This window comes from Propionicimonas paludicola (assembly GCF_002563675.1).
GTDB classification, from domain to species: Bacteria; Actinomycetota; Actinomycetes; order Propionibacteriales; family Propionibacteriaceae; genus Propionicimonas; species Propionicimonas paludicola.
Genome location: NZ_PDJC01000001.1, coordinates 2298432 through 2318263 on the forward strand (window position 1 = coordinate 2298432; position 19832 = coordinate 2318263).

Annotated in this window: 15 protein-coding genes; 10 read left to right on the top strand and 5 right to left on the bottom strand. The window is 68.9% G+C overall.

Annotated features, from left to right (window positions below; translation table 11 throughout):
* Positions 1–246 precede the first annotated feature (246 nt).
* Together gcvT and ATK74_RS10780 are read right to left on the bottom strand one after the other, a co-directional pair.
* Entirely contained in the window at positions 247–1341 is a 1095-nt protein-coding gene (gene gcvT, locus ATK74_RS10775) for a glycine cleavage system aminomethyltransferase GcvT (protein WP_098461031.1), read from the bottom strand.
* Between the two features lie 37 nt (positions 1342–1378).
* On the bottom strand, positions 1379–2503 hold the full coding sequence (locus tag ATK74_RS10780) for an iron-containing alcohol dehydrogenase (RefSeq protein ID WP_211283353.1): 1125 nt from the start codon (positions 2501–2503) through the stop codon (positions 1379–1381).
* Positions 2504–2669: 166 nt separating this feature from the next.
* Here ATK74_RS10780 and ATK74_RS10785 point away from each other — a divergent pair, with 166 nt between their 5' ends.
* Both ATK74_RS10785 and ATK74_RS10790 read left to right on the top strand, forming a co-directional pair.
* Positions 2670–4148, top strand: a complete 1479-nt coding sequence (locus ATK74_RS10785) for a leucyl aminopeptidase (protein WP_098461032.1) — start codon at positions 2670–2672, stop codon at positions 4146–4148.
* A gap of 1 nt (position 4149) precedes the next feature.
* Entirely contained in the window at positions 4150–5739 is a 1590-nt protein-coding gene (locus tag ATK74_RS10790) for an FAD-dependent oxidoreductase (RefSeq protein ID WP_098461033.1), read from the top strand.
* Here ATK74_RS10790 and ATK74_RS10795 read toward each other — a convergent pair.
* Positions 5709–6029 carry a hypothetical protein gene (locus ATK74_RS10795; RefSeq protein WP_098461034.1) on the bottom strand — a complete coding sequence of 107 codons (321 nt, stop codon included), beginning with the start codon at positions 6027–6029 and terminating at the stop codon, positions 5709–5711. The two genes, ATK74_RS10790 and ATK74_RS10795, sit on opposite strands and share 31 nt — an antisense overlap.
* 78 nt (positions 6030–6107) lie before the next feature.
* Here ATK74_RS10795 and sucB point away from each other — a divergent pair, with 78 nt between their 5' ends.
* Positions 6108–7838, top strand: coding sequence for a 2-oxoglutarate dehydrogenase, E2 component, dihydrolipoamide succinyltransferase (gene sucB, locus ATK74_RS10800; RefSeq protein ID WP_098461035.1), 1731 nt, complete (start codon positions 6108–6110; stop codon positions 7836–7838).
* Positions 7835–8572: a lipoyl(octanoyl) transferase LipB gene (lipB, locus tag ATK74_RS10805; RefSeq protein ID WP_211283354.1), complete on the top strand. Its 738-nt coding sequence runs from the start codon at positions 7835–7837 to the stop codon at positions 8570–8572. Before sucB ends, lipB begins: the two co-directional genes overlap by 4 nt.
* Positions 8573–8960: 388 nt before the next feature.
* On the opposite strand, the gene ATK74_RS15415 is transcribed toward lipB, so the two are convergent.
* Positions 8961–9179 (bottom strand): hypothetical protein, encoded by a 219-nt coding sequence (locus ATK74_RS15415; RefSeq protein WP_169923824.1) that lies wholly within the window; start codon positions 9177–9179, stop codon positions 8961–8963.
* Positions 9180–9243: 64 nt separating this feature from the next.
* On the opposite strand from ATK74_RS15415, the gene ATK74_RS10810 reads away from it, so the two are divergent.
* The 6 genes from ATK74_RS10810 to ATK74_RS10835 all read left to right on the top strand — a co-directional run bounded on the left by ATK74_RS10810 (position 9244) and on the right by ATK74_RS10835 (position 18346).
* Positions 9244–11349 (top strand): leucine-rich repeat domain-containing protein, encoded by a 2106-nt coding sequence (locus ATK74_RS10810; protein ID WP_169923825.1) that lies wholly within the window; start codon positions 9244–9246, stop codon positions 11347–11349.
* 113 nt (positions 11350–11462) lie between these two features.
* Complete coding sequence (locus tag ATK74_RS10815; RefSeq protein ID WP_098461037.1) at positions 11463–13661, top strand: leucine-rich repeat protein; 2199 nt, start codon at positions 11463–11465, stop codon at positions 13659–13661.
* A gap of 91 nt (positions 13662–13752) precedes the next feature.
* Positions 13753–14676: a lipoyl synthase gene (gene lipA, locus ATK74_RS10820; protein ID WP_245840895.1), complete on the top strand. Its 924-nt coding sequence runs from the start codon at positions 13753–13755 to the stop codon at positions 14674–14676.
* Positions 14677–14703: 27 nt separating this feature from the next.
* Positions 14704–15465, top strand: a complete 762-nt coding sequence (locus tag ATK74_RS10825; RefSeq protein WP_098461039.1) for a DUF4191 domain-containing protein — start codon at positions 14704–14706, stop codon at positions 15463–15465.
* On the top strand, positions 15462–17243 hold the full coding sequence (locus ATK74_RS10830) for an ABC-F family ATP-binding cassette domain-containing protein (RefSeq protein ID WP_211283454.1): 1782 nt from the start codon (positions 15462–15464) through the stop codon (positions 17241–17243). The genes ATK74_RS10825 and ATK74_RS10830 overlap by 4 nt, the downstream gene beginning before the upstream one ends.
* Before the next feature lie 146 nt (positions 17244–17389).
* Positions 17390–18346, top strand: a complete 957-nt coding sequence (locus ATK74_RS10835) for a sugar-binding transcriptional regulator (RefSeq protein ID WP_098461041.1) — start codon at positions 17390–17392, stop codon at positions 18344–18346.
* A 63-nt stretch (positions 18347–18409) separates the two neighbouring features.
* Here ATK74_RS10835 and ATK74_RS10840 read toward each other — a convergent pair whose 3' ends face one another.
* A complete protein-coding gene (locus ATK74_RS10840) occupies positions 18410–19780 on the bottom strand; it encodes a ribulose-bisphosphate carboxylase (RefSeq protein ID WP_098461042.1) in 1371 nt (456 codons plus the stop codon).
* Positions 19781–19832: the final 52 nt, after the last annotated feature.

Below are 19832 nucleotides of genomic sequence, written 5' to 3' on the forward strand. Positions count from 1 at the left end.
GCTTCGCTACCGCTCCTGCCGCTTCGCTACCGCTCCAGCGGTAGCGAAGCCACCCAACGGGTAGCGAAGCCCGTCCCGCCACACCCGTCCCTCCACACCCGTCCCCTCGCCGCGCTACCACTCCCTCGACGGCGCTACCCGTACACAGGTAGCACCACGACGAACGGGTAGCTCGGTCACACAGACCAGTAGCACCGTGGGCGGACGGGTAGCGCGGCGCGGACGGACGGACGGACGGAGCCAGGCTCAGCTCTCCCGGACGGCCGGAGTCACGAACGGGGGCTTGACCACGTCGAAGGGCTCGCGGCGGTTGCGGACGGCTACCTCGACCACGTCGCCGAGCTTGACCGAACGGTCCAGCAGGGCCAGTGCCACGCCCACCTGCAGAGTGGGCGAGAACGTCCCCGAGGTGATCTCGCCGACCTCGGCATCCCCGACGAAGACCACCATCTCCGGACGCGGGATGGCCCGGCCCTGAGCCTTCAGGCCGCGCAGCAGCGGACCGGACTTGGCCTCCCGCTGGGCGCGCAGCGCATCGGCACCCCAGAAGGTGGGCTTGTCCCAGCCGACCGCCCAACCCAGGTTGGCCATCACCGGCGAAATCTCCGGGCTGAGGTCGTGGCCGTGCAGCGGGTAACCCATCTCGGTCCGCAGCGTGTCGCGGGCGCCCAGTCCACACGGAGCGATGTCGTACTCACGGCCGGCGGCCAGAACCGCATCCCAGAGCGCGCCGGCGGCCTCGGCGGGCACCACCAGCTCGTAGCCGCGCTCGCCGGTGTAGCCGGTCCGGCACACCGTCAGCGGGGTCCCGGCCCAAGAGGTGCGGACGAAGCTGAGGTACTCGTGGCCCACCGGCAGCCCCAGGGCGGCCAGAGTCTCGTCCGAGCTGGTCCCCTGGACGGCGATGATGGCGTAGTCGCGATGCTCGTTGACCACCGAGATCCCGGCCGGGGCCTGGGCGGCGATCAACTCGACCACAGTGGTGGTGTTCGAGGCGTTCGGGATGATGAACACCTCGTCGTCGCTGATCAGGTAGCAGATCATGTCGTCGATCACGCCGCCGGACTCATTGCACAGCAGCGTGTACTGCGCCTGTCCGGGGACGATCCGGCGCAGGTCATTGGTGATCACGGTGTTCACGAAGTCGGCCGCGCTCGGCCCGCTGACCCGCATCTTGCCCAGGTGGCTGACGTCGAAAACGCCGACCGCGGTGCGCACCGCCCGATGCTCGGCCACCACCCCGGCGTACTGCAGCGGCATCAGCCAGCCACCGAACTCGGAGAACTTGGCGCCCAACGCCTCGTGGCGCGAGTGCAGCGGGGAAAGAATCGGGTCGGTCATATCGGCTCCTGCCTGCGGTAGACGGACAGAAGGTTAGTCACAGTGCGGCGCGCAGGATTCCGATCAGGTCGGCTGGACTCGGCGGCACCGGGTTCCCCTTCGTGCTGGACGCCTTGGCGGCCGCCTCGGCGATGATCGGCAGATCGTCCTCGCCCAGGCCGTACTGGGCCAGCCCGCCGACCCCGAACAGCTCGATGGTCTCGGCGAACCACTCCAGGAAGGCGAACTCGTCCTCGGTGCCGGTCAGCAGATAGCCGACCTCGGCGTAGCGAGCCCGAGTGCGCGGGTCGGACGCCCCGATGTTGAACCGGCTGACCGGCACCATCACTGCGGCGGTCAGCGCTCCGTGCGGAGCACCCAGGTAGCCGCCCAGCGGGCCGGCCAGGCCGTGCGCGGCGCCGAGCTTGCCGTTGGCCAGGGCCAGCCCGGACAACAGGGAACAGAGCGCCACGTCGGTGCGGGCCCCCAGGTCGTCGGGTGCCGACCAGGCCCGCCGCAGGCCGTGCCCGGCCCGGCGGATCCCCTCGCGGCAGAAGCCGTCGGTGAGCGGGTTGGCGAACGGCGAGACGAATGGCTCGATGCACTGGATCAGGGCGTCCAGGCCGGCGTGTGCGGTGACCGACTTCGGGCAGTCCAGGGTCAACCCGGGATCGACCAGGGCCACCTTCGGCAGCATCGAACTCGAGCGCAGGCTCACCTTCACTCGGTGCTCGGGGCTGGAGACCACCCCGTTGGCAGTCACCTCCGAGCCGGTGCCGGACGTGGTGGGCACCGCCACCACCGGCAGCGACTCGACGCTCAGCGGCAAGCCGCGTCCGATCACCTCGGCGTAGTCCAGCGGGTCGCCGCCGTTGGCGACCAGGGCTGCCACGATCTTGGCGGTGTCCAGGACGGCGCCGCCGCCCAGGCCGATGATCACGTCGGCGCGATGCGCGCGGGCCGCGTCCGCCCCGGCTCGGACCACGTCCAGGCTGGGCTCTCCAGCCACGGCGAAGATCGCGGCGCCGGGCACAGTGGCCAGGACCGCGGCATGGCGATCGGGATGGCCGCCGGTGCACACCAGCGGACGGGAGCCGAGCCCGGCCACCAGCTCAGGCAGCTGGCCGACCGTCCCTGGCCCGAACACGATCCGGGCAGCGGTCGCGAAGTTGAACGAAGTCACGGGTACATCTTGCCGCCTCAGTCCAACGGTGGCGCCGGTGAATGCCGCGATCACCGCCGGACCCTCGGCGCCGGGGCGAGCGGGGTCGACCCGCCCGGATCGGCGATGCAACTCCCGCCGGGGCGGACTAGCCTAGGTCGGGCAGGTCCATCAGGAAGGAACCACAGTGAGCAACGTCGCACTCCCGAGCATCACCCTGGCCACCGCGGTCGGCAAGGATCCCGGCGTGCTGGTGATCGGGCTCGCCGAGACCTCCAGCGACCAGGTGTTGATCGGGCTCCCCGACGATCTGGCCAAGGCCTACACCAAGGCGATCGGCCGAGAGTTGGGCGAGGTGGCGATCAGCCTGGGCGGCAGCAGCAAGAACGGCAAGACCGTGCTGGTCGCCGGGCCGTCCGGGCAGCGCATCCTGGTGGTCGGCCTGGGCCCGATCGACGTCACCGCCGAGCAGGTCCGCCGGGCGGTCGGCGCAGCCGTCCGCGCCGTGGCCGGACTGGACGGCACGAACGCGGTCACCGTGAGCCTGGAGACCAGTGAGCCCGGTGTGATCAAGGGCGCGGCCGAGGGTGCCCTGCTGGGCGCCTACAGCTACCGCGACCCGTCCGGAATCTCGGCCATCACCCTGGTCAGCGCCAACCGCAAGCCCGAGGCCAAGCAGGCTCTCGACCTGGCCGTTTCCACCGCCAAGGCGGTGGCCACCGCTCGCGAGTGGGTGAACCTGCCGGCCAACCAGCTGTACCCGGAGACCTTCGCCGAGGCGATCCGCAACCTGGCCAAGGCCAGCAAGCTCGATGTCGAGGTCTGGGACGAGCGGGCGCTGGAGAAGGACGGGATGGGCGGCATCCTGGCCGTCGGCGGCGGTTCGAACCGCAAGCCGCGCCTGGTCAAGCTCAGCTACGCCCCGCGGGGGGCGAAGTTCCACCTGGCCCTGATCGGCAAGGGGATCACCTTCGACACCGGCGGCCTGAACCTGAAGCCGGCCGACGGCATGTACACGATGAAGTGCGACATGGCCGGTGCCGCCTCGGTGTTGGCCGCGACCGCCGCGATCGCCGAGTTGGGCCTGCGGATCAAGGTGACCGCCTGGGGTGCTCTGGCCGAGAACATGCCCTCGGGCGGCTCGTACCGTCCCTCCGATGTGATCACCATGTACAACGGGCTGACCGTCGAGAACGGCAACTCCGACGCCGAAGGCCGGATCGTGATGGCCGACGCACTGGCCAAGGCCAGTGAGGAGAAGCCGAACCTGGTCATCGACGTGGCCACCCTCACCGGAGCCTGCATGGTGGCCCTAGGCGAGAACGTGGCCGGCCTGATGTCACGCGACGACGCCACGGCCGACCTGATCCTGGACGCGGCCGAAGCCGCCGGCGAGCTGTTCTGGCAGCTGCCGATCCCCGAGGACGCCGCCCCCAAGCTGGAGTCCAAGGTGGCCGATCTGCGCTCCACCGGCGACAAGTACGGCGGCGCCCTGACCGCGGCCGCCTTCCTGTCCCGGTTCGTGGCCGACGACCTGGCCTGGGCCCACCTGGACATCGCCGGCCCAGCGTTCAACACCGGTTCGGCGCACGACTACACCCCGGTCGGCGCCACCGGGATGAGCGTGCGCACGCTGATCGCGTTGGCGCACGCCTTGGCCAACTGAGATGGCAGAACACTCCTTCGACCTGGTCGTGGTCGGCGCGGGCGCGTCCGGCCTGTTGGCTGCGATCGCGGCCCGGCGACTGGGCCGAAACGTCCTGGTGGTCGAGGCCACCCCGCTGGCCGGTGGCAGCACTGCCGGCTCGGACGGAAAGCTGTGGCTGCCGGCCAACCCGCTGCAGGCCAAGCTGGGGGTGACCGACTCCTCGGCCGAGGCGCTGCAGTACCTGGACGCCGTGCTGGGCGAGACCACCGAGGCCTCGACCGCCGAGCGGCGAGCCGCCTACGCGAACCTGTCGGGCAAGATCGCCCGCTGGCTGGTCTCCTCACACGTCCCGCTGGCCGTGGTGAAGACCCTGCCCGACCATCATCCCGATCTGCCCGGCGGCAAGGCCAAGGGACGAGTGCTGGCCACTCAGCCACTGGATCGGCGCACTCTGGGCGACAACGCCCAGCTGCTCGCTCCTGCTCAGCCCGAGCGCAAGGGCCCGCTGGGGATGATCCCGTCCGCGCTGCCGTTGCCGCTGCCGCGCAACACCGCCACCTCCGGCGAGGCGCTGGTCGGCAACCTGCTGCATCGCGCTCTGGCCAACGGCGTCCAGCTGTGGCTGGACGCACCGGTGATCGGGCTGCTCGGTGACAGCGACGCCGTGACCGGCGTCCGGGTCCGGCGCACCTCCGGCGAGGTCGAGGTCGCTGCCGAGCAGGTGCTGCTGGCCAGTGGCGGCTACGAACACAGCCAGGACCTGCGCGAGGAGTACCTGCCGCTGCCCACGTCGGCGGACTGGTCGATCACCGGCGTGCCGAACGACGGCTCGCTGCTCACGGCGGCCATCGGGCTGGGCGCGGCCACCGCGCTGCTCGAGGAAGCCTGGTGGACCCCGGTGATGCTGGCCGAGGGTCGGGCCTACCGGCTGGATTCCCAGCGCGGCAAGCCGCACTCGCTGATCGTCGATACCGCCGGGGACCGCTTCTTCGATGAGGCGACCTTCGCCCACGCGGCCGGACGGGCCTTGTACGACCGCAACCGCGGGGTGCGGGCCGTGCCGTCCTACCTGATCATGGACAACCGGCACCGCCAGGCCCACCAGCTCGGTCCGTGGCCGGCCGGAAAGACCCCGAAGCAGGCCATCGAAGCCGGCGAGATCGTCAAGGCGGCCACCCTGAACGACCTGGCCCAGGCGGTCGGCATCGACCGGGCCGGCCTGCTCGGCACCGTGGTGCGGTTCAACGGCTTCGCGGCCAAGGACGGCGATCCGGACTTCCGGCGCGGCGCGTCCACCTGGGATCTGGCACTGGGCGACCACGGCAACAAGAAGGCCACGTCGGTCGGCAAGTTGGAGAAGCAGCCGTTCTGGGCAGTGCCGGTGTACCCGGGCGATTCGGGCACCAAGGGCGGGCTGATCATCGACGCAGACTCCCGAGTTCTACGTACTGATGGCACCGCGATTTCGGGCCTCTATGCGTGCGGTGGCGCGGCGGCTTCGCTGTTCAAGTCGGCCTCGCCGGCGCCCGGCGTGGCCCTCGGCGCGGCCCTGGTCGAAGCCTTCGCAGCGGTCACCGATCAGCGGCTTGGCTTGCGCCGGGAGTTGTAGTCGCGCATCCGCTGCGGGTAGCCGATCACGCCTGCGTCGTAGGCAGGGAGCCGTAATCGAGCGGCAAATCGCCTGGCCCAGGCGACATCCGGGACGCTGCGACGGGTCCACTCACCGTCATGGGCGACCAACAGGATGCTGGCTTTGGTCATGGTGGTGGGCTGTTCGATGAAGGCTTCGACCCCTCGTCGGGAGGCCACGAACTGCTCCAAATGGGCCATTGCGGCCTGCTCCGGACGTCCGGAACCACCGGCGGACGAGCCTCGCCGCCATTTGGGGAACCAACTCACCTGGCCATTATCCCCGTCGGGATCCGGGCTAGTCTGACTTCTGCACCGTCTTGCATTGAACGCGAAGGAGCTTGCGTCATGTCCACACCCGTCCCACTGCCTGCACTTGGTGAAAGCGTCACCGAAGGGACGATTTCCCGCTGGCTGAAGAAGGTTGGGGACTACGTCGAGGTGGACGAGCCGCTGGTCGAAGTCTCCACCGACAAGGTCGACACCGAGATCCCGGCCCCGGTCGCCGGCGTCCTGCTGGAAATCCTGGTTGACGAGGACGGCGTGGCCCCGGTGGGCGCCACCCTCGGCGTCATCGGCGAGGCCTCCGAGGCCGGTTCCACGCCCGCCGCTCCGGCCGCGGAACCTCCGGCTGCAGCACCTGCCGCCGAGGCTCCCGCCCCGGTCGCAGAGCCCGCTCCGGCCGCAGAGGCCCCGGCACCGGCTGCGCCGGCTCCGTCCGCTGCGCCGTCGAGCGCCGGCAGCACCGAGGTGAAGCTCCCCCAGCTGGGCGAGTCGGTCACCGAGGGCACCATCTCCCGCTGGCTGAAGGCTGTCGGCGATCAGGTCGAAGCCGACGAGCCGCTGGTCGAGGTCTCCACCGACAAGGTCGACACCGAGATCCCGGCACCGGTTTCCGGAACCCTGCTGCAGATCCTGGTCGCGGAGGACGGCGTGGCCCCGGTCGGCGCCGTGCTCGCCGTGATCGGTGCCGCCGATGCCGCTCCCGCAACTCCGGCCGCGCCTGCTCCCGCTGCGCCTGCTGCGGCACCCGTCGCTGCACCCGCTCCCACTCCGGCTGCTGCCCCCGCTCCGGCTCAGGCCGCTGCTCCGGCTGCGGCGCCCGCTGCTCCGGCAGCCTCGGCTCCGGCCCGGGCGAACGGCCCGGTCGAGGTGTACGTGACCCCCCTGGTCCGCAAGATGGCCGCAGAGGCCGGAGTCGACCTCAACGAGGTCACCGGCACCGGCGTCGGTGGACGCATCCGCAAGCAGGACATCCTGACGGCGGCCGAGGCCAAGAAGGCGGCGGCAGCCGCCGCTGCGGCTCCGAAGCCTGCAGCCCCGTCCGCTCCGGCCGCGGCCAGCCCAGACGCCGCCAAGCGTGGCACCACCGAGAAGATGACCCGGCTGCGGGCCACCATCGCCAAGCGGATGGTCGAGTCGCTGCAGGTCTCGGCTCAGCTGACCGCCACCGTCGAGGTGGACCTCACCGTGATCTCCAAGCTGCGGGCCAAGGTGAAGGACGACTTCCGGGCTCGCGAGGGCGTCGGACTCAGCTACCTGCCGTTCATCGCCAAGGCCACCACCGAGGCGCTCAAGCAGTTCCCGAAGGTGAACGCCACCATCGACACGGAGGCCGGCACCATCACCTACGCCGAGGCCGAGCACCTGGGCATCGCGGTGGACACCGAGAAGGGCCTGCTGGTCCCGGTGGTCGCCGATGCCGGCACCCTCTCCCTGGCCGGCCTGGCCAAGAAGATCGGTGATCTGGCGGCCCGCACCCGGGCGTCCAAGGTCACCCCGGACGAGCTGTCCGGCGGCACCTTCACGATCACCAACTACGGCTCGGCGGGCACCCTGTTCGACACCCCGATCATCAACCAGCCGCAGGTGGCCATCCTGGGCACCGGCGCGATCGTGAAGCGTCCCATGGTGGTCACCGATCCCGACCTGGGCGAGATCATCGCGGTCCGCGACATGATGTACCTGTCGATGTCGTATGACCACCGGCTGGTCGACGGCGCGGACGCCGCCCGCTTCCTGAGCTTCATCAAGGCCCGCCTCGAAGAGGGCGACTTCGGAGCTGAACTGGGCCTGTGAGCCTGCCTGCCCAGCCGCTGCCCGAACCGATCGAGTTCGACTACCTCGGCCTGACCGAGGGTCGGCTGGTCGGCTATCGGGACGGCTGGGCGCGCCAGCGCGAAGTCCACGCGCAGGTCGCCGACCGGACACTGCCGGGTCAGGTGCTGTTCGTCGAGCACGACCACGTCTTCACCGCCGGCCATCGCACGCAGCCGCATGAGCGGCCGGTGGACGGCACCGAGGTGGTCGAGGTGGATCGCGGCGGGAAGATCACCTACCACGGCCCCGGCCAGCTGGTCGGCTATCCGATCGTGCCGCTGCCGGACGGGGTGGGCGTGGTCGACTACGTCCGCCGGGTCGAGGAGGCGCTGATCCGGCTGCTGGCCGACTACGGCCTGACCACCGGACGGATCGAGGGACGCACCGGCGTCTGGCTGGCTGCGGACGGCACGCGCCCGGAGCGCAAGATCGCCGCCATCGGCGTCCGGGTCTCCCGGCGGACCACGCTGCACGGCTTCGCGCTCAACGTCGATCCGGACCTGTCCTGGTTCGGCCGAATCGTCCCGTGTGGGATCGACGACGCCGGAGTGACGTCACTGGCTGCCGAGCTCGGCGCGGCGCCGAGCCTGACCGACGTGGCCGCGGCGGCCGAGCCTTACCTGAGCGACCTGCTCAGCTTCACCGGCTACACCCCGTCCGCTCCGCTGCTCTCCCGCCCGCAGACAGCGGTCAGCTACGGGCTTCAGCTGTGAGGCCGTAGGCCCTCCTTCGTTGGTGACCGTCGCTGGGATCGGCCTCATCATCACGGTCGGGTGGCGTCGACTCGGCGAGCACGAACCCCGCTCTCGCACGGATGGGCTGGCCTCCATCGGACGCTGTCGACCAGCCCATTCACCTTCCCTGGAAGTATCAGATCTGATTATTCAGCTGACGAATAACCTGGTGAAGTTTGCCGAGGAGGGCCCGTGGGCCGGGGCTGAGCGGGGGCGCGGCAGGGGCCGGCCGTAGGCTCCGCGCACGGGCGCAGCCCACGAGGCCGCACCCGTCGACGGGAGGCTGTATCCAGATGCGTTCGACCCTGCGCACACTGACCAGCGCGATGATCGCTGGTCTCCTCGCCTTTGCGACAGTCGGGACGGCTCAGGCCGAGCCGACAGCCGAGGCCACGACCACCTCCACGGCGGGATCGACCACCACAGCATCGACCACACCGGGCACCGACACCAGCCCGTCCCCCGCACCGACCAGCTCGCCGTCGGCGACTCCGTCCACGACCCCCATCGCCACGCCAACCGCCACAAGCTCGCCGATCGACAGTTCGGCTCGCCCCGTCAGGCCGGCCAGTGTGCCCAGCCGCACCAAAACCCCGATCGGGGTCCTCCACGTCGCAAACTTCTGCGGGGCCTACCCGTGGCTGTCGGAGGTGAGCGGGAGCCTGACCATCGACCTGGCGAAGCTGGATGAAGCGCAGGGCCCACTCAGCGAGCTCACCATCCAGGGCGGCGACGAGGATGGCATCGACTGCCTCAGCAACCTCACGTCCATCTCCTTCATCAATGCGCGCACCCACGTCTCCTCGATGATCATCGAGGAGTACGCGTTCCGCCAAGCCGGCACCAACACCCTGACCTCGATCACCTTCCCCGAGGGCCTAGCGAGTCTCTCTATCGGGACGGACGCGTTCGCTCAGGTCAGCGTGAGCGGCGACAACCGCCTGTCCACGGTGAAGTTCCCGAGCACCGTGATCAGCCTCCACATCGGTGCGTATGCCTTCGCCCAGACCAGCGGCGGGTCCGGTTCCACCGCGCTCACGGAGGTGACGTTTCCGGCTGGCCTGCGCGACCTGCAGCTGGGTGACTGGGCCTTCGCCCAGGATGCGGCCGGCGCCACCACGCTCAGTTCGATCACCTTCCCTGACGCACCGGACACCTTCACCCTGGGTGTCGGAGTGTTCAACCAGAGCGGAAGGAGCGGAACCAGCCTGACCGAGGTGAGCTTCCCTCGCGGTCTGACATCGCTCACCGTGCCGAGCCAGGCATTCGGCCAGCGGTCCGAGAAGGGGGCGCTCACCCTCTCATCGATCACCTTCCCCAATGGGCTGATCGCCTTGGACATCGGCTCCGGTGCCTTCAGCCAGAGCTCAGGCATGGCGGGCGCGAGCAACCCGGAGGTGCGACCCGCACTGACCAGCGTGCAGTTCCCGAACTCGATCACCGAACTGACCATCGGCGAAAACGCCTTCTTGCAGGTGGCGCACAACGCTGCCACCGCCTTGGCCAGTGTCACCTTCCCCGACCAGATGATCAGCCTTACCGTGGAGGCGTACGCCTTCTACCAGTGGAGCGATCTCGGGGCGGCCCTTTCCGACCTCACCTTCCCGACCAAGGTCAGTGGCCGAATGAAGATCGGCGACAGCGCCTTCCGGGTCCAGCTCTATGAGTCCGGTGCCATCCCGCTGGCCAGCGTGGTGTTCCCGCGCGAGGTCGGCAACTTGGAGATCGACCAGGTCGCCTTCATGCAGAGCACCGAGGGCGCCCAGCCGGTGGGCTTGTCCGGAGTCGTCCTCCCCCAGACCGTGACGTCGCTCAGCATCGGGTACTTCGCCTTCAACGCACAAGCTCAGACGACCCACGGGCTGAGCCTGTACTTCCCGTTCTCCACGCCTCCGGCCCGCACCTGGATCCCTTTCCCCATCGACAACGGTGAACACGTCACGTGGTACTGGTTCGGCGAAGACGGCGCCGACATCGCCGACTGGACCACCATGCAGGACAACCGCGTGGGCCGGGTCGCCCCCCAGGACGATGCCGGGCCTCTCCCCCACCGCCTCGTCGGCTACCGCAGCGTCAACATCAAGAACGTCGCCAAGCCGTACACGGTGTACGTCTACCCCGACGGAGCGAACCGGCTCGAGCCGTACCAGGATCAGGCCGACACCTACGGGGACAACGGCACCTGGACGCTCAACCTGCCGCCAAAGGCCGGCGACGGCTTCCTCGGGTGGTGCACCACGGAGGTCACCGGAACTGCCTCCTGCGAAGGCGACCTGCACGCAACCAGCGGCAGCATGAGCCTGGATAACGTCACAACGACCCTGTGGGGGACGTGGGCCGCGGTCCCCGCTCCGACCTTCGAGGAACTGGTCCTCACTGAGGCAACCCTCGGCCAGCCCTACGACCTGGCCATCTCCCTTTCCGGCCAGGGCCCGATCACCTGCGCACTCGACCCGGAAAGCGTCCTGCCGCCAGGGCTCACCCTCACCGAACAGTGCCACCTCATCGGAACCCCGACCGCAGCCGGCCAGTACACCTTCTCGGTAGCCGCCACCAACCAAGGCGGAACCACCACCGAAGAACTGAGCCTGCAGGTCGGATCCAACTCGACCCCGACCCCCACCCCCACGACACCCCCCGATGAACTGGCGCACACCGGCAGTGAAGGGACCGTGCCGCTCACCGGCCTGGCGCTCGTCCTGACCGTCACCGGACTCGGCCTCATCCTCGGTCGTCACCAGTTGCGCAAGCAATAGAAGCCACCCGGACGGGGCTGAATCAAACGTCGAAATTCCCCACGTCGGGGATGCGTTACCCCTAGTCTTGGGCATGGTTTACCGTCCGCCATGATCCACCCCTGAGGATTCGCATGATCCGTCTCGGCAACGTCGCCGCCACCCTTGCCTGTTCGTTGCTGCTGGCCACCGGCTTCGCCGCACCCGCCGTCGCAGTGGAGCCGTCCGCCCCGGCCAGCTCGGAGCCGTCCGCCCCGACTCCGATAGTGGCCGCGCCGACCGCAGATCCTTCACCAACCTCGTCTACCGAGGCGACGACAACCCCGTCCGCCGAAGCGTCGGCCAGCCCCTCCTCGAGCGCGGAGCCGGCGCCGTCCAGCACGCCGACCACGGACGTTGCGGCGGCCGCCGCCGTGTCCCCGGCCACACCCGACCCGATCTACGTGTTCCCCGACAACTCGCTGTGCCCGGGCGATGGCAAGCTGAGTTGGGTCAGCTACGCCAGTGGCGCCATCACGATCGATCTCAGCTCCCTCACCGGCCGGACGGGCATCACGATCAACGGGTCCGCGAACGAGAACTGTCGCGCCGACATCACCAGCTTGTCCTTCACCAATCGTCCCAACTCGCTGACCGGGATCCACATCGGCGAGGAGGCCTTCCTGCAGGCGCGTGGCGGCGTCGCCAACCGGCTGACCAGCGTCCGCTTCCCCGACGGCATCACCGATCTGCAGATCGACCCCGGCGCCTTCGCACAGCAGTCAGATGTCGGCTCCAACACGCTGTCGGAGGTGGTCTTCCCGGACTCATTGGAGAGGCTGATCCTCAAGGCCGGCGCCTTCGCGCAGGAGGCCGCCGGCGGCACGGGCAACAACGCCCTGGCTTCGGTGACGCTGCGAGCCCGCACCGGCAACCTCACAGTGCAGACTTCGGCCTTCGAGCAGAGCAGTTCGGGTGGCAGCAATGCCCTGGCCCACGTCACCTTCGACCTACTGCCGTCCAATGGCACCGGAAGCGAGAACCTCGCCATCGGTGATCGCGCCTTCGCTCAGACCGCCCAGAGCGCCAACGCGCTGACCTCGATCAGCTTCCCGGCCGGCTACCCACAACTCCAGGTCGGCGACGGGGCGTTCGTGCAGATCTCGAGCGGCGGGAGCACCTCGCTGGCCTCGGTGGACTTTGGATCGTCCCTGGAGTCGTTGAGCATTGGCATGGACTCCTTCGCCCAGCAGGCCGCCGCCAAGACGTCCCTGGCTCACCTCGACTTCAGCGACTCCATCGACCAGATCTACATCGGCGAGAACGCCTTCCGACAGGCAGGCGATCAGGGGACCAGCCTGGCCTCAGTGGCGTTCCCGAAGAGCCCGGCGATCGCGACAGTCGACATCGCCGCCTTCCAGCAGTCCAGCCAGGACGGAAACTGCACTCTGGCCGAGATCACCTTCCCTGAGACCCTCACTGTTGGCATGGAGCTGGGCGACTCGGCATTCTTCCAGGAGGCCCCGTCCGGACACACCGCGCTCACCGAGATCGTGTTCCCCGCCACGGCCCCGGTGCTGTCCGTCGGCTCCCAGGCGTTCGCGCAGACTGGTGCCACCAACACCTTGCGGACGGTGATCTTCCCGCACTCGATTGGCCGACTGGAGGTCCTCTGGCGTGCGTTCCTCCAGGAAGGGCCCCTCACCCTGGAACGGATCGTGTTCCCGTTCAGCTCGGCTCCTGAGGAAGGCACCTGGTTCATCGACGGCGCGGTCGCCGAGAACGCGAACGTGGACTGGCAGTGGTTCGGTCCGGACGGCATCAACATCAACTCCTGGCCCCGAGTCACAGACAGCTCTGTTGGCAAGGCCAAGCCACTGGTGGTGAGCAGTCCGAAGGTCACCCCACAGAGCCGCGCCTTCAGCCAGGTGCTGGCCGGCTACCGCACCCTCGACCTGGCCAACCTCGACGCAGGGACCCAGACCCGCTACGTCTACCGGGACGGACGGAGCCCCGCAGCGCCGCTGTCGCGCCAGACCGATGTGGTCGGGCCGGCGAACACCTCGGGTGGCTGGACGACCACGCTGCCCCGCCCCAGCTGGAAGGGTCATACCTTCCAGGGCTGGTGCAGTGTTGAGCTGCAGGGCGATGCGGGCTGCTCCGGCACTCTGCACTCGGCTGGCGCGCACCTGACTCTGAGCGAGCCCAGCGCTCTGTGGGCCGTGTGGGGCGAAGCCGACGACCCGGAGGAACTGGCCAACACCGGAGCGGAGAACACCGTCCCGCTGGCTCTGCTGGCCACAGCGCTGATCATCCTCGGCACCGGCCTGATCCTGACCAGGAGAACTGCCTGATCAGCACAGTCACCTAGAGACTGGCCGCTCCGCGGCCCCTCCCGGACCCCGTGAGGCCGCTACCTCGCGGGGTCTGGCTATGCTCAGAGCCGTGACCGACACCGCGCCACGGAAACTGCTCCGCCTCGAGGTGCGCAACGCGCAGACCCCGATCGAGCGCAAGCCATCCTGGATCAAAACCACGGCCAAGATGGGTCCGGAGTACAACGAACTGCAGCAGCTCGTCCGCGACGAGGGCCTGCACACGGTGTGCCAGGAAGCCGGCTGCCCGAACATCTTCGAATGCTGGGCCGACCGCGAAGCCACCTTCCTGATCGGCGGGGACGCCTGCACGCGGCGCTGCGACTTCTGCCAGATCGAGTCCGGCAAGCCGTCCGGCTATGACCCGGGCGAGCCGGAGCGGGTCGCCGAGTCGGTGTCCAAGATGAACCTGCGCTACGCCACGGTCACCGGCGTCTGCCGCGACGACCTCCCCGACGAGGGTGCCTGGCTGTACGCGGAGACGATTCGGGCCATCCACCGGGCCAATCCCGGCGTCGGGGTGGAGATGCTGGCTCCCGACTTCTCTGGCAAGGCCGAACTGCTGGCCCAGATCTTCGATGCCGCTCCGGAGGTGTTCGCCCACAACGTCGAGACCGTGCCCCGGGTGTTCCGGCGGATCCGTCCGGCCTTCGACTACCACCGCTCGCTGGGCGTGCTGACCGCGGCCCGTGACCGCGGGCTGGTCACCAAGTCGAACCTGATTCTGGGCATGGGCGAGACCCGCGAGGAGATCAGCCAGGCGCTGGTCGACCTGCACGAGGCCGGCACCGACCTGATCACGATCACCCAGTACCTGCGTCCGTCGCCGCGGCACCTGCCGATCGACCGCTGGGTCACCCCGGAGGAGTTCGACGAGTTGGCCGAAGAGGCCACCGAAATTGGCTTTGTGGGCGTACTCAGCGGACCATTGGTACGTTCTTCCTACCGGGCCGGCCGTTTGTACCGTCAGGCGATGGCCGCCCGGCAGGTATAAGCGGTAACTATGACCCGGAGCGGATAGATGGCGAGCGAGAAGGCCAAGGAACTGGCCGCCAAGCAGAAGGCTGAAGTCAAGGCGGCCAAGCTGGCGAAGAAGAACTCCACCAACCCCCGGGATTGGCCCTGGTACAAGCAGCTGTGGCAGACCTACAAGGTCACCGCGGAGGTCGATCCGAAGCTGAACTGGTACCTGGCCGGCACCTTCGTCGGCGTCCTGCTGGTCGCCACGGTGATCGGCTTCTTCGCTCCTCCGATGTGGGTGTGGGCGCTCCTGGGCACCACCGGCGGTCTGACCGTCGACCTGTACGTGTTGACCGATCGCGCCAAGAAGGCCACCTTCGTCCGGTTCGCCGGCCAGCCCGGTTCGGCCGAGGTCGCCCTGAACCTGCTCAACTCCAAGGCCTGGAGCTACACCATCGGGATCACCGCGACCCGTCAGCTCGACCTGGTCCATCGGGTGGTCGGCCCGGCCGGCATCATCCTGATCGGCGAAGGCGCCCCGGCGCGCACCCGCCAGCTGCTGACCACCGAGGCCAAGAAGCACGAGCAGATCGCCTACGACGCCAAGGTGATCACCATCATGATGGGCGATGCCGACAACCAGGTTCCGCTGGCCAAGCTCACCGGCCACATCAAGAAGCTGCCCAAGGCGCTGTCCAAGACCCAGATCGCCGACATCACCTCACGGCTGCGGGCGCTCGATGCGGCTCGGCCCAAGGCACCGATCCCGCGCGGGCCGCTGCCGAACATGAAGGGCCTCAACCGCGCGATGCGCGGTCGCTGAGCTTGGCCAATCTGGTCAACGCCGAACGGCTGAGCCTCGCCTTCGGTACCCGGATCCTGCTGGACGAGGTCAGCCTTGGCCTGTCCAGTGGCGACGTGGTCGGCGTGGTCGGACGCAACGGCGACGGCAAGTCGACCCTGCTCCAGCTGCTCACCGGACGCCGGCTTCCCGACTCCGGTCAGGTGGTCCGCAACTCCAGTGCCTCGATCGGCTACCTCGGCCAGGACGAGGCGTTCGCTGCGGACGCCAGCATCCGCGATGTCGTGGTGGGTGGACGCCCGGACCACAGCTGGGCCGCAGAACCGGCCGGACGGGCCGTGGTGGGGCATCTGCTGGGTGAGCTGGACCTGGAGTCCAAGGTGTCCCGGCTGTCGGGCGGCGAGCGCCGCCGGGTCAGCCTGGCCGCGGTGCTGCTGGCCGGCCACGAACTGCTGGCCCTGGACGAGCCGACCAACCACCTCGACGTCGAGGCGGTGGCCTGGCTGGCCGAGCACCTCAACACGCTGCGCGCAGCCGGCACCGCGATGCTGGTGGTCAGCCACGACCGCTGGTTCCTGGACGCGGTCTGCAGCCGGGTGTGGGAAGTCCACGACGCCGTGGTGGACAGCTACGACGGCGGCTACGCGGCCTACGTGCTGGCCCGGGCCGAGCGGGTCCGCCAGGCGGCGGCGAACGAGTCCCGGCGGCAGAACCTGCTGCGCAAGGAACTGGCCTGGCTGCGCCGAGGTCCGCCCGCGCGCACCTCGAAGCCCAAGTTCCGGATCGATGCCGCCAACGCGCTGATCAGCGACGTCCCCGAGCCACGGGACAAGCTCAAGCTCAACGAGTTCGCTACCGCCCGGCTGGGCAAGGACGTCTTCGACCTGCATCAGGTCAGTTACGCACTGCCCGACGGACGTGAGCTGCTGCACCGGCTGGACTGGTCGATCGGGCCGGGGATGCGGATCGGCATCGTCGGAGTGAACGGCTCAGGCAAGACCACCCTGCTGCGGCTGCTGGCCGGTGATATCTCACCTGTGTCCGGCAAGCTGAAGCAGGGCAAGACCCTGCGGCTGGGCCACCTGTCACAGTCGGTGGTCGAGCTGGACGACGACGAGCGGGTGCTGGAGTCCGTCCAGCGGCTGCAGCGACAGGTCAAGCTGACCACCGGCAAGGAGACCAGCTCGAACAACCTGCTGGAGGACTTCGGCTTCACCGGCGAACGACTGGTCACTCGGATCGGCGAGCTGTCCGGCGGCGAGCGGCGACGACTGCAGTTCCTGCGGCTGCTGCTCAGCGAGCCGAACGTGCTGCTGCTCGACGAGCCCACCAACGACCTGGACATCGACACTCTCACCGTGATCGAGGACCATCTGGACACCTGGCCGGGGACCCTGGTGGTGGTCTCCCACGACCGCTGGTTCCTGGAGCGCACCTGCGATGTGGTCTACGCCCTGCTGGGCGACGGGACCTGCCTGATGCTGCCCGGCGGAGTGGACGAGTACCTGGCCCGGCGCGCCGTCGTCCGGGACGCCGGAGCGGCCGGATCGGCGGCCAAGGATCGTCCGGCGGTGTCGGCCAGCAGTGCGGCCACCCAGCGCCAGGCGCGCAAGGAGCTGGCCCGGATCGAAGGACAGCTGGCCAAGCTGGAGACCCGGATCGCCGGACTCCACGACCAGATGACCACCCACGCCGCCGACTACGAACGGCTGATCGGCCTGAACGCCGAACTGGCCCAGGCCCAGGCCGAGCAATCCGATCTCGAGGCCCGCTGGCTGGAACTCGCCGACGCCGAGTAGCAGGGCGAGTTCCACACCGTCCACCCTTGCCAGAAGACACTTGGACGACAGATGCCGCTGGTCGCTCTCGCCAACACGCGCGGACGAGATTGCTCACCGTCGCACGACCTGCTACACATTGCACGAACGTGCAAGGGAGGACGGTCATGAGCGAGCGCTACGAGGAGATGTACCAGGCGGCATCCCGGTACTACGTCCACGCCGAGACGATGGAGACCATCGCGCATCATCTGAAGATCTCGCGCTCTACGGTCTCGCGACTCCTCAAGGAGGCCCGCGATACCGGACTGGTCCGGATCTCCCTGGCCGATCACCAGGGCTCGGCTTCGCCGCTGTCCACGGCCCTGGCGCAGCGCTTCGGCGTCCGCGTCCATATGGTGTCGGTGCGCGAGAACGCCAACGAAAAGGTGCGGATGGAGCGGGTGGCCCGGATGGCCGGCCAGCTGCTCACCGAGGTGGTCGAGGATCACGACGTGATCGGGGTCGCCTGGGGCGTCACCTTGTCCAACGTCGTCCGCTATCTCGGACGCCGCCCGCTGGTCGAGGCCACGGTGGTCCAGGTGAACGGAAGCGCGAACCAGCATGACTCGGGCCTGCCCTACATCGGCGAGATCATGCAGTCCTTCGGTGACGCCTTCGACGCACGCGCCGTGCTGTTCCCGGTGCCGGCCTTCTTCGACCAGCCCGAGGCCAAGTCGGTGCTGTGGCGGGAACGGTCGATCCAGCAGGTGCTGCGGCTGCGCGACCAGGTGGACATCGCCGTCTTCGGCGTCGGCGCGCTGAAGGCGCGAGTGCCGTCCCACGTCTACTCGGCCGGGTACATGGACCCCGCCGAGATGGAGCAGCTGCTCAGCGAGGGCGTGGTCGGCGATGTGTGTACGGTGCTGCTGCGCGAGGACGGCTCGTACGCCGACATCGCCTACAACGAGCGGGCCACCGGTCCGACACCGGCCGAGCTGGCCAAGATTGCGCGCCGGATCTGCGTGGTCGCCGACCCGTCCCGGGCCCCGGCGCTGATCGGCGCACTCCGGGCCGGAACCGCCACCGACCTGGTCCTGGACGACGGCACCGCGCGAGCCGTGCTGAACCGGCTGTCCCGCTAGTCCGCAGGCTCCCCTCGGTCGGCGAGTCGACCCACTCGGCGACCGCCGGACCGTCCGTCCGGTTCAGAGCAGGCGGGAGCGCCAGCCCGGGTAGAGCGCGTCGGCGTCGGCCGGGAAGGACTCGAAGGCACGGGCGAACTCGCGGTGCTCGAGCGCCCACTCGATCGGATCGGCACCCGCGGCCCAGCAGTCGTGGGCCTGGCGCAGAGACCGGGCGCCGGCCGCAGGCCCGTCCAGGTGGCCGTAGCAGCCGCCTCCGGCAGTGTTGATCAGGTTGGCGTGCCCCAGGTTGGCGAAGAAGCCGGGCAGCCGCAGGGCGTTCATCCCGCCCGAGACGATCGGGGTGGTCGGACGCATGCCGTGCCACTCCTGATGGAAGGCCGGGCCGGAGTAGCTGTCCCGCTCGATCACGTAGGCGATCGCGCGGTCGTCCCGGCCGCCCTCCATCTTTCCGTAGCCCATGGTGCCGACGTGGATCCCGGACGCCCCCTGCAAGCGGGCCATCTTGGCCAGCACATAGGCGGTGTAGCCGCGCGCAGAGCTCGGCGAGGTGATCATCCCGTGGCCGGCCCGGTGGTAGTGCAGGAACTGGTTCGGGAAGTGCCGCCGCGCCGTGGTGATCATCCCCGGGCCACCAACGAAGCCGTCCACCAGGAACGCGACCTTGTCGGCGTCCGGCCCGAAGGCGGACAGGATGTACTCGCCGCGGGCGATCATCTCGTCATGGTCGTCGGCGGTGATGTTGGCGCTGAACAGCTTGGCCTCTCCGGTGGCGTCCATGGCCCGCTTCATGGCGTCGTAGACCAGCGGGATGGTCTGCTTCAGCGGCGCGAACGGCTGGTTGCCCTGCGGCTCGTCGTTCTTGATGAAGTCCCCGCCCAGCCAGAAGTCGTGAGCGGCCTGTGCGAACGGCTCCGGACGCAGCCCGAGCTTCGGCTTGATGATGGTGCCGGCGATGTAGCCGCCGTCGACCACCGGACGCCCGAGCGTCCGCCACAGGTCGACGATGCCCTTGGCCGGCCCGTCGAACAGCTCAATGGCCCGCCGCGGCAGCCAGAAGTCGTACATCTTGGCGGCCTCGATGTCGCCCATCCCCTGGTTGTTGCCGATGGTCAGGGTCAGGAACGAGACGATCATCATCCGACCGTCGATGATGTTGCGGTCGAACAGCTCCAGCGGATAGGCGATCCGCAACTCCCCGGTGGCCTCGTCCGCGCGGTACACCAGGGCGTCCACGCTGCGGGTGAAGTCATCGGTGGTGGAGACCGTCACATTTGTTCCGGTGGACGACTCCGCGGCGAAATGCGCGGCAGCCGCAACAAATCCAATTCCCGGCTTGGGCGTCATCCGATAGGCGCACAGAATGTGCGCTCCGCCCGCCATCAACTCGTCCTCAGAGAGGTCGAGATTCACATAACGCTTCGACTGATCCATGGTGACTCGCCCTATTGCCGCAGCCCTCAGTGGACGCCGGGACGCACGCCAG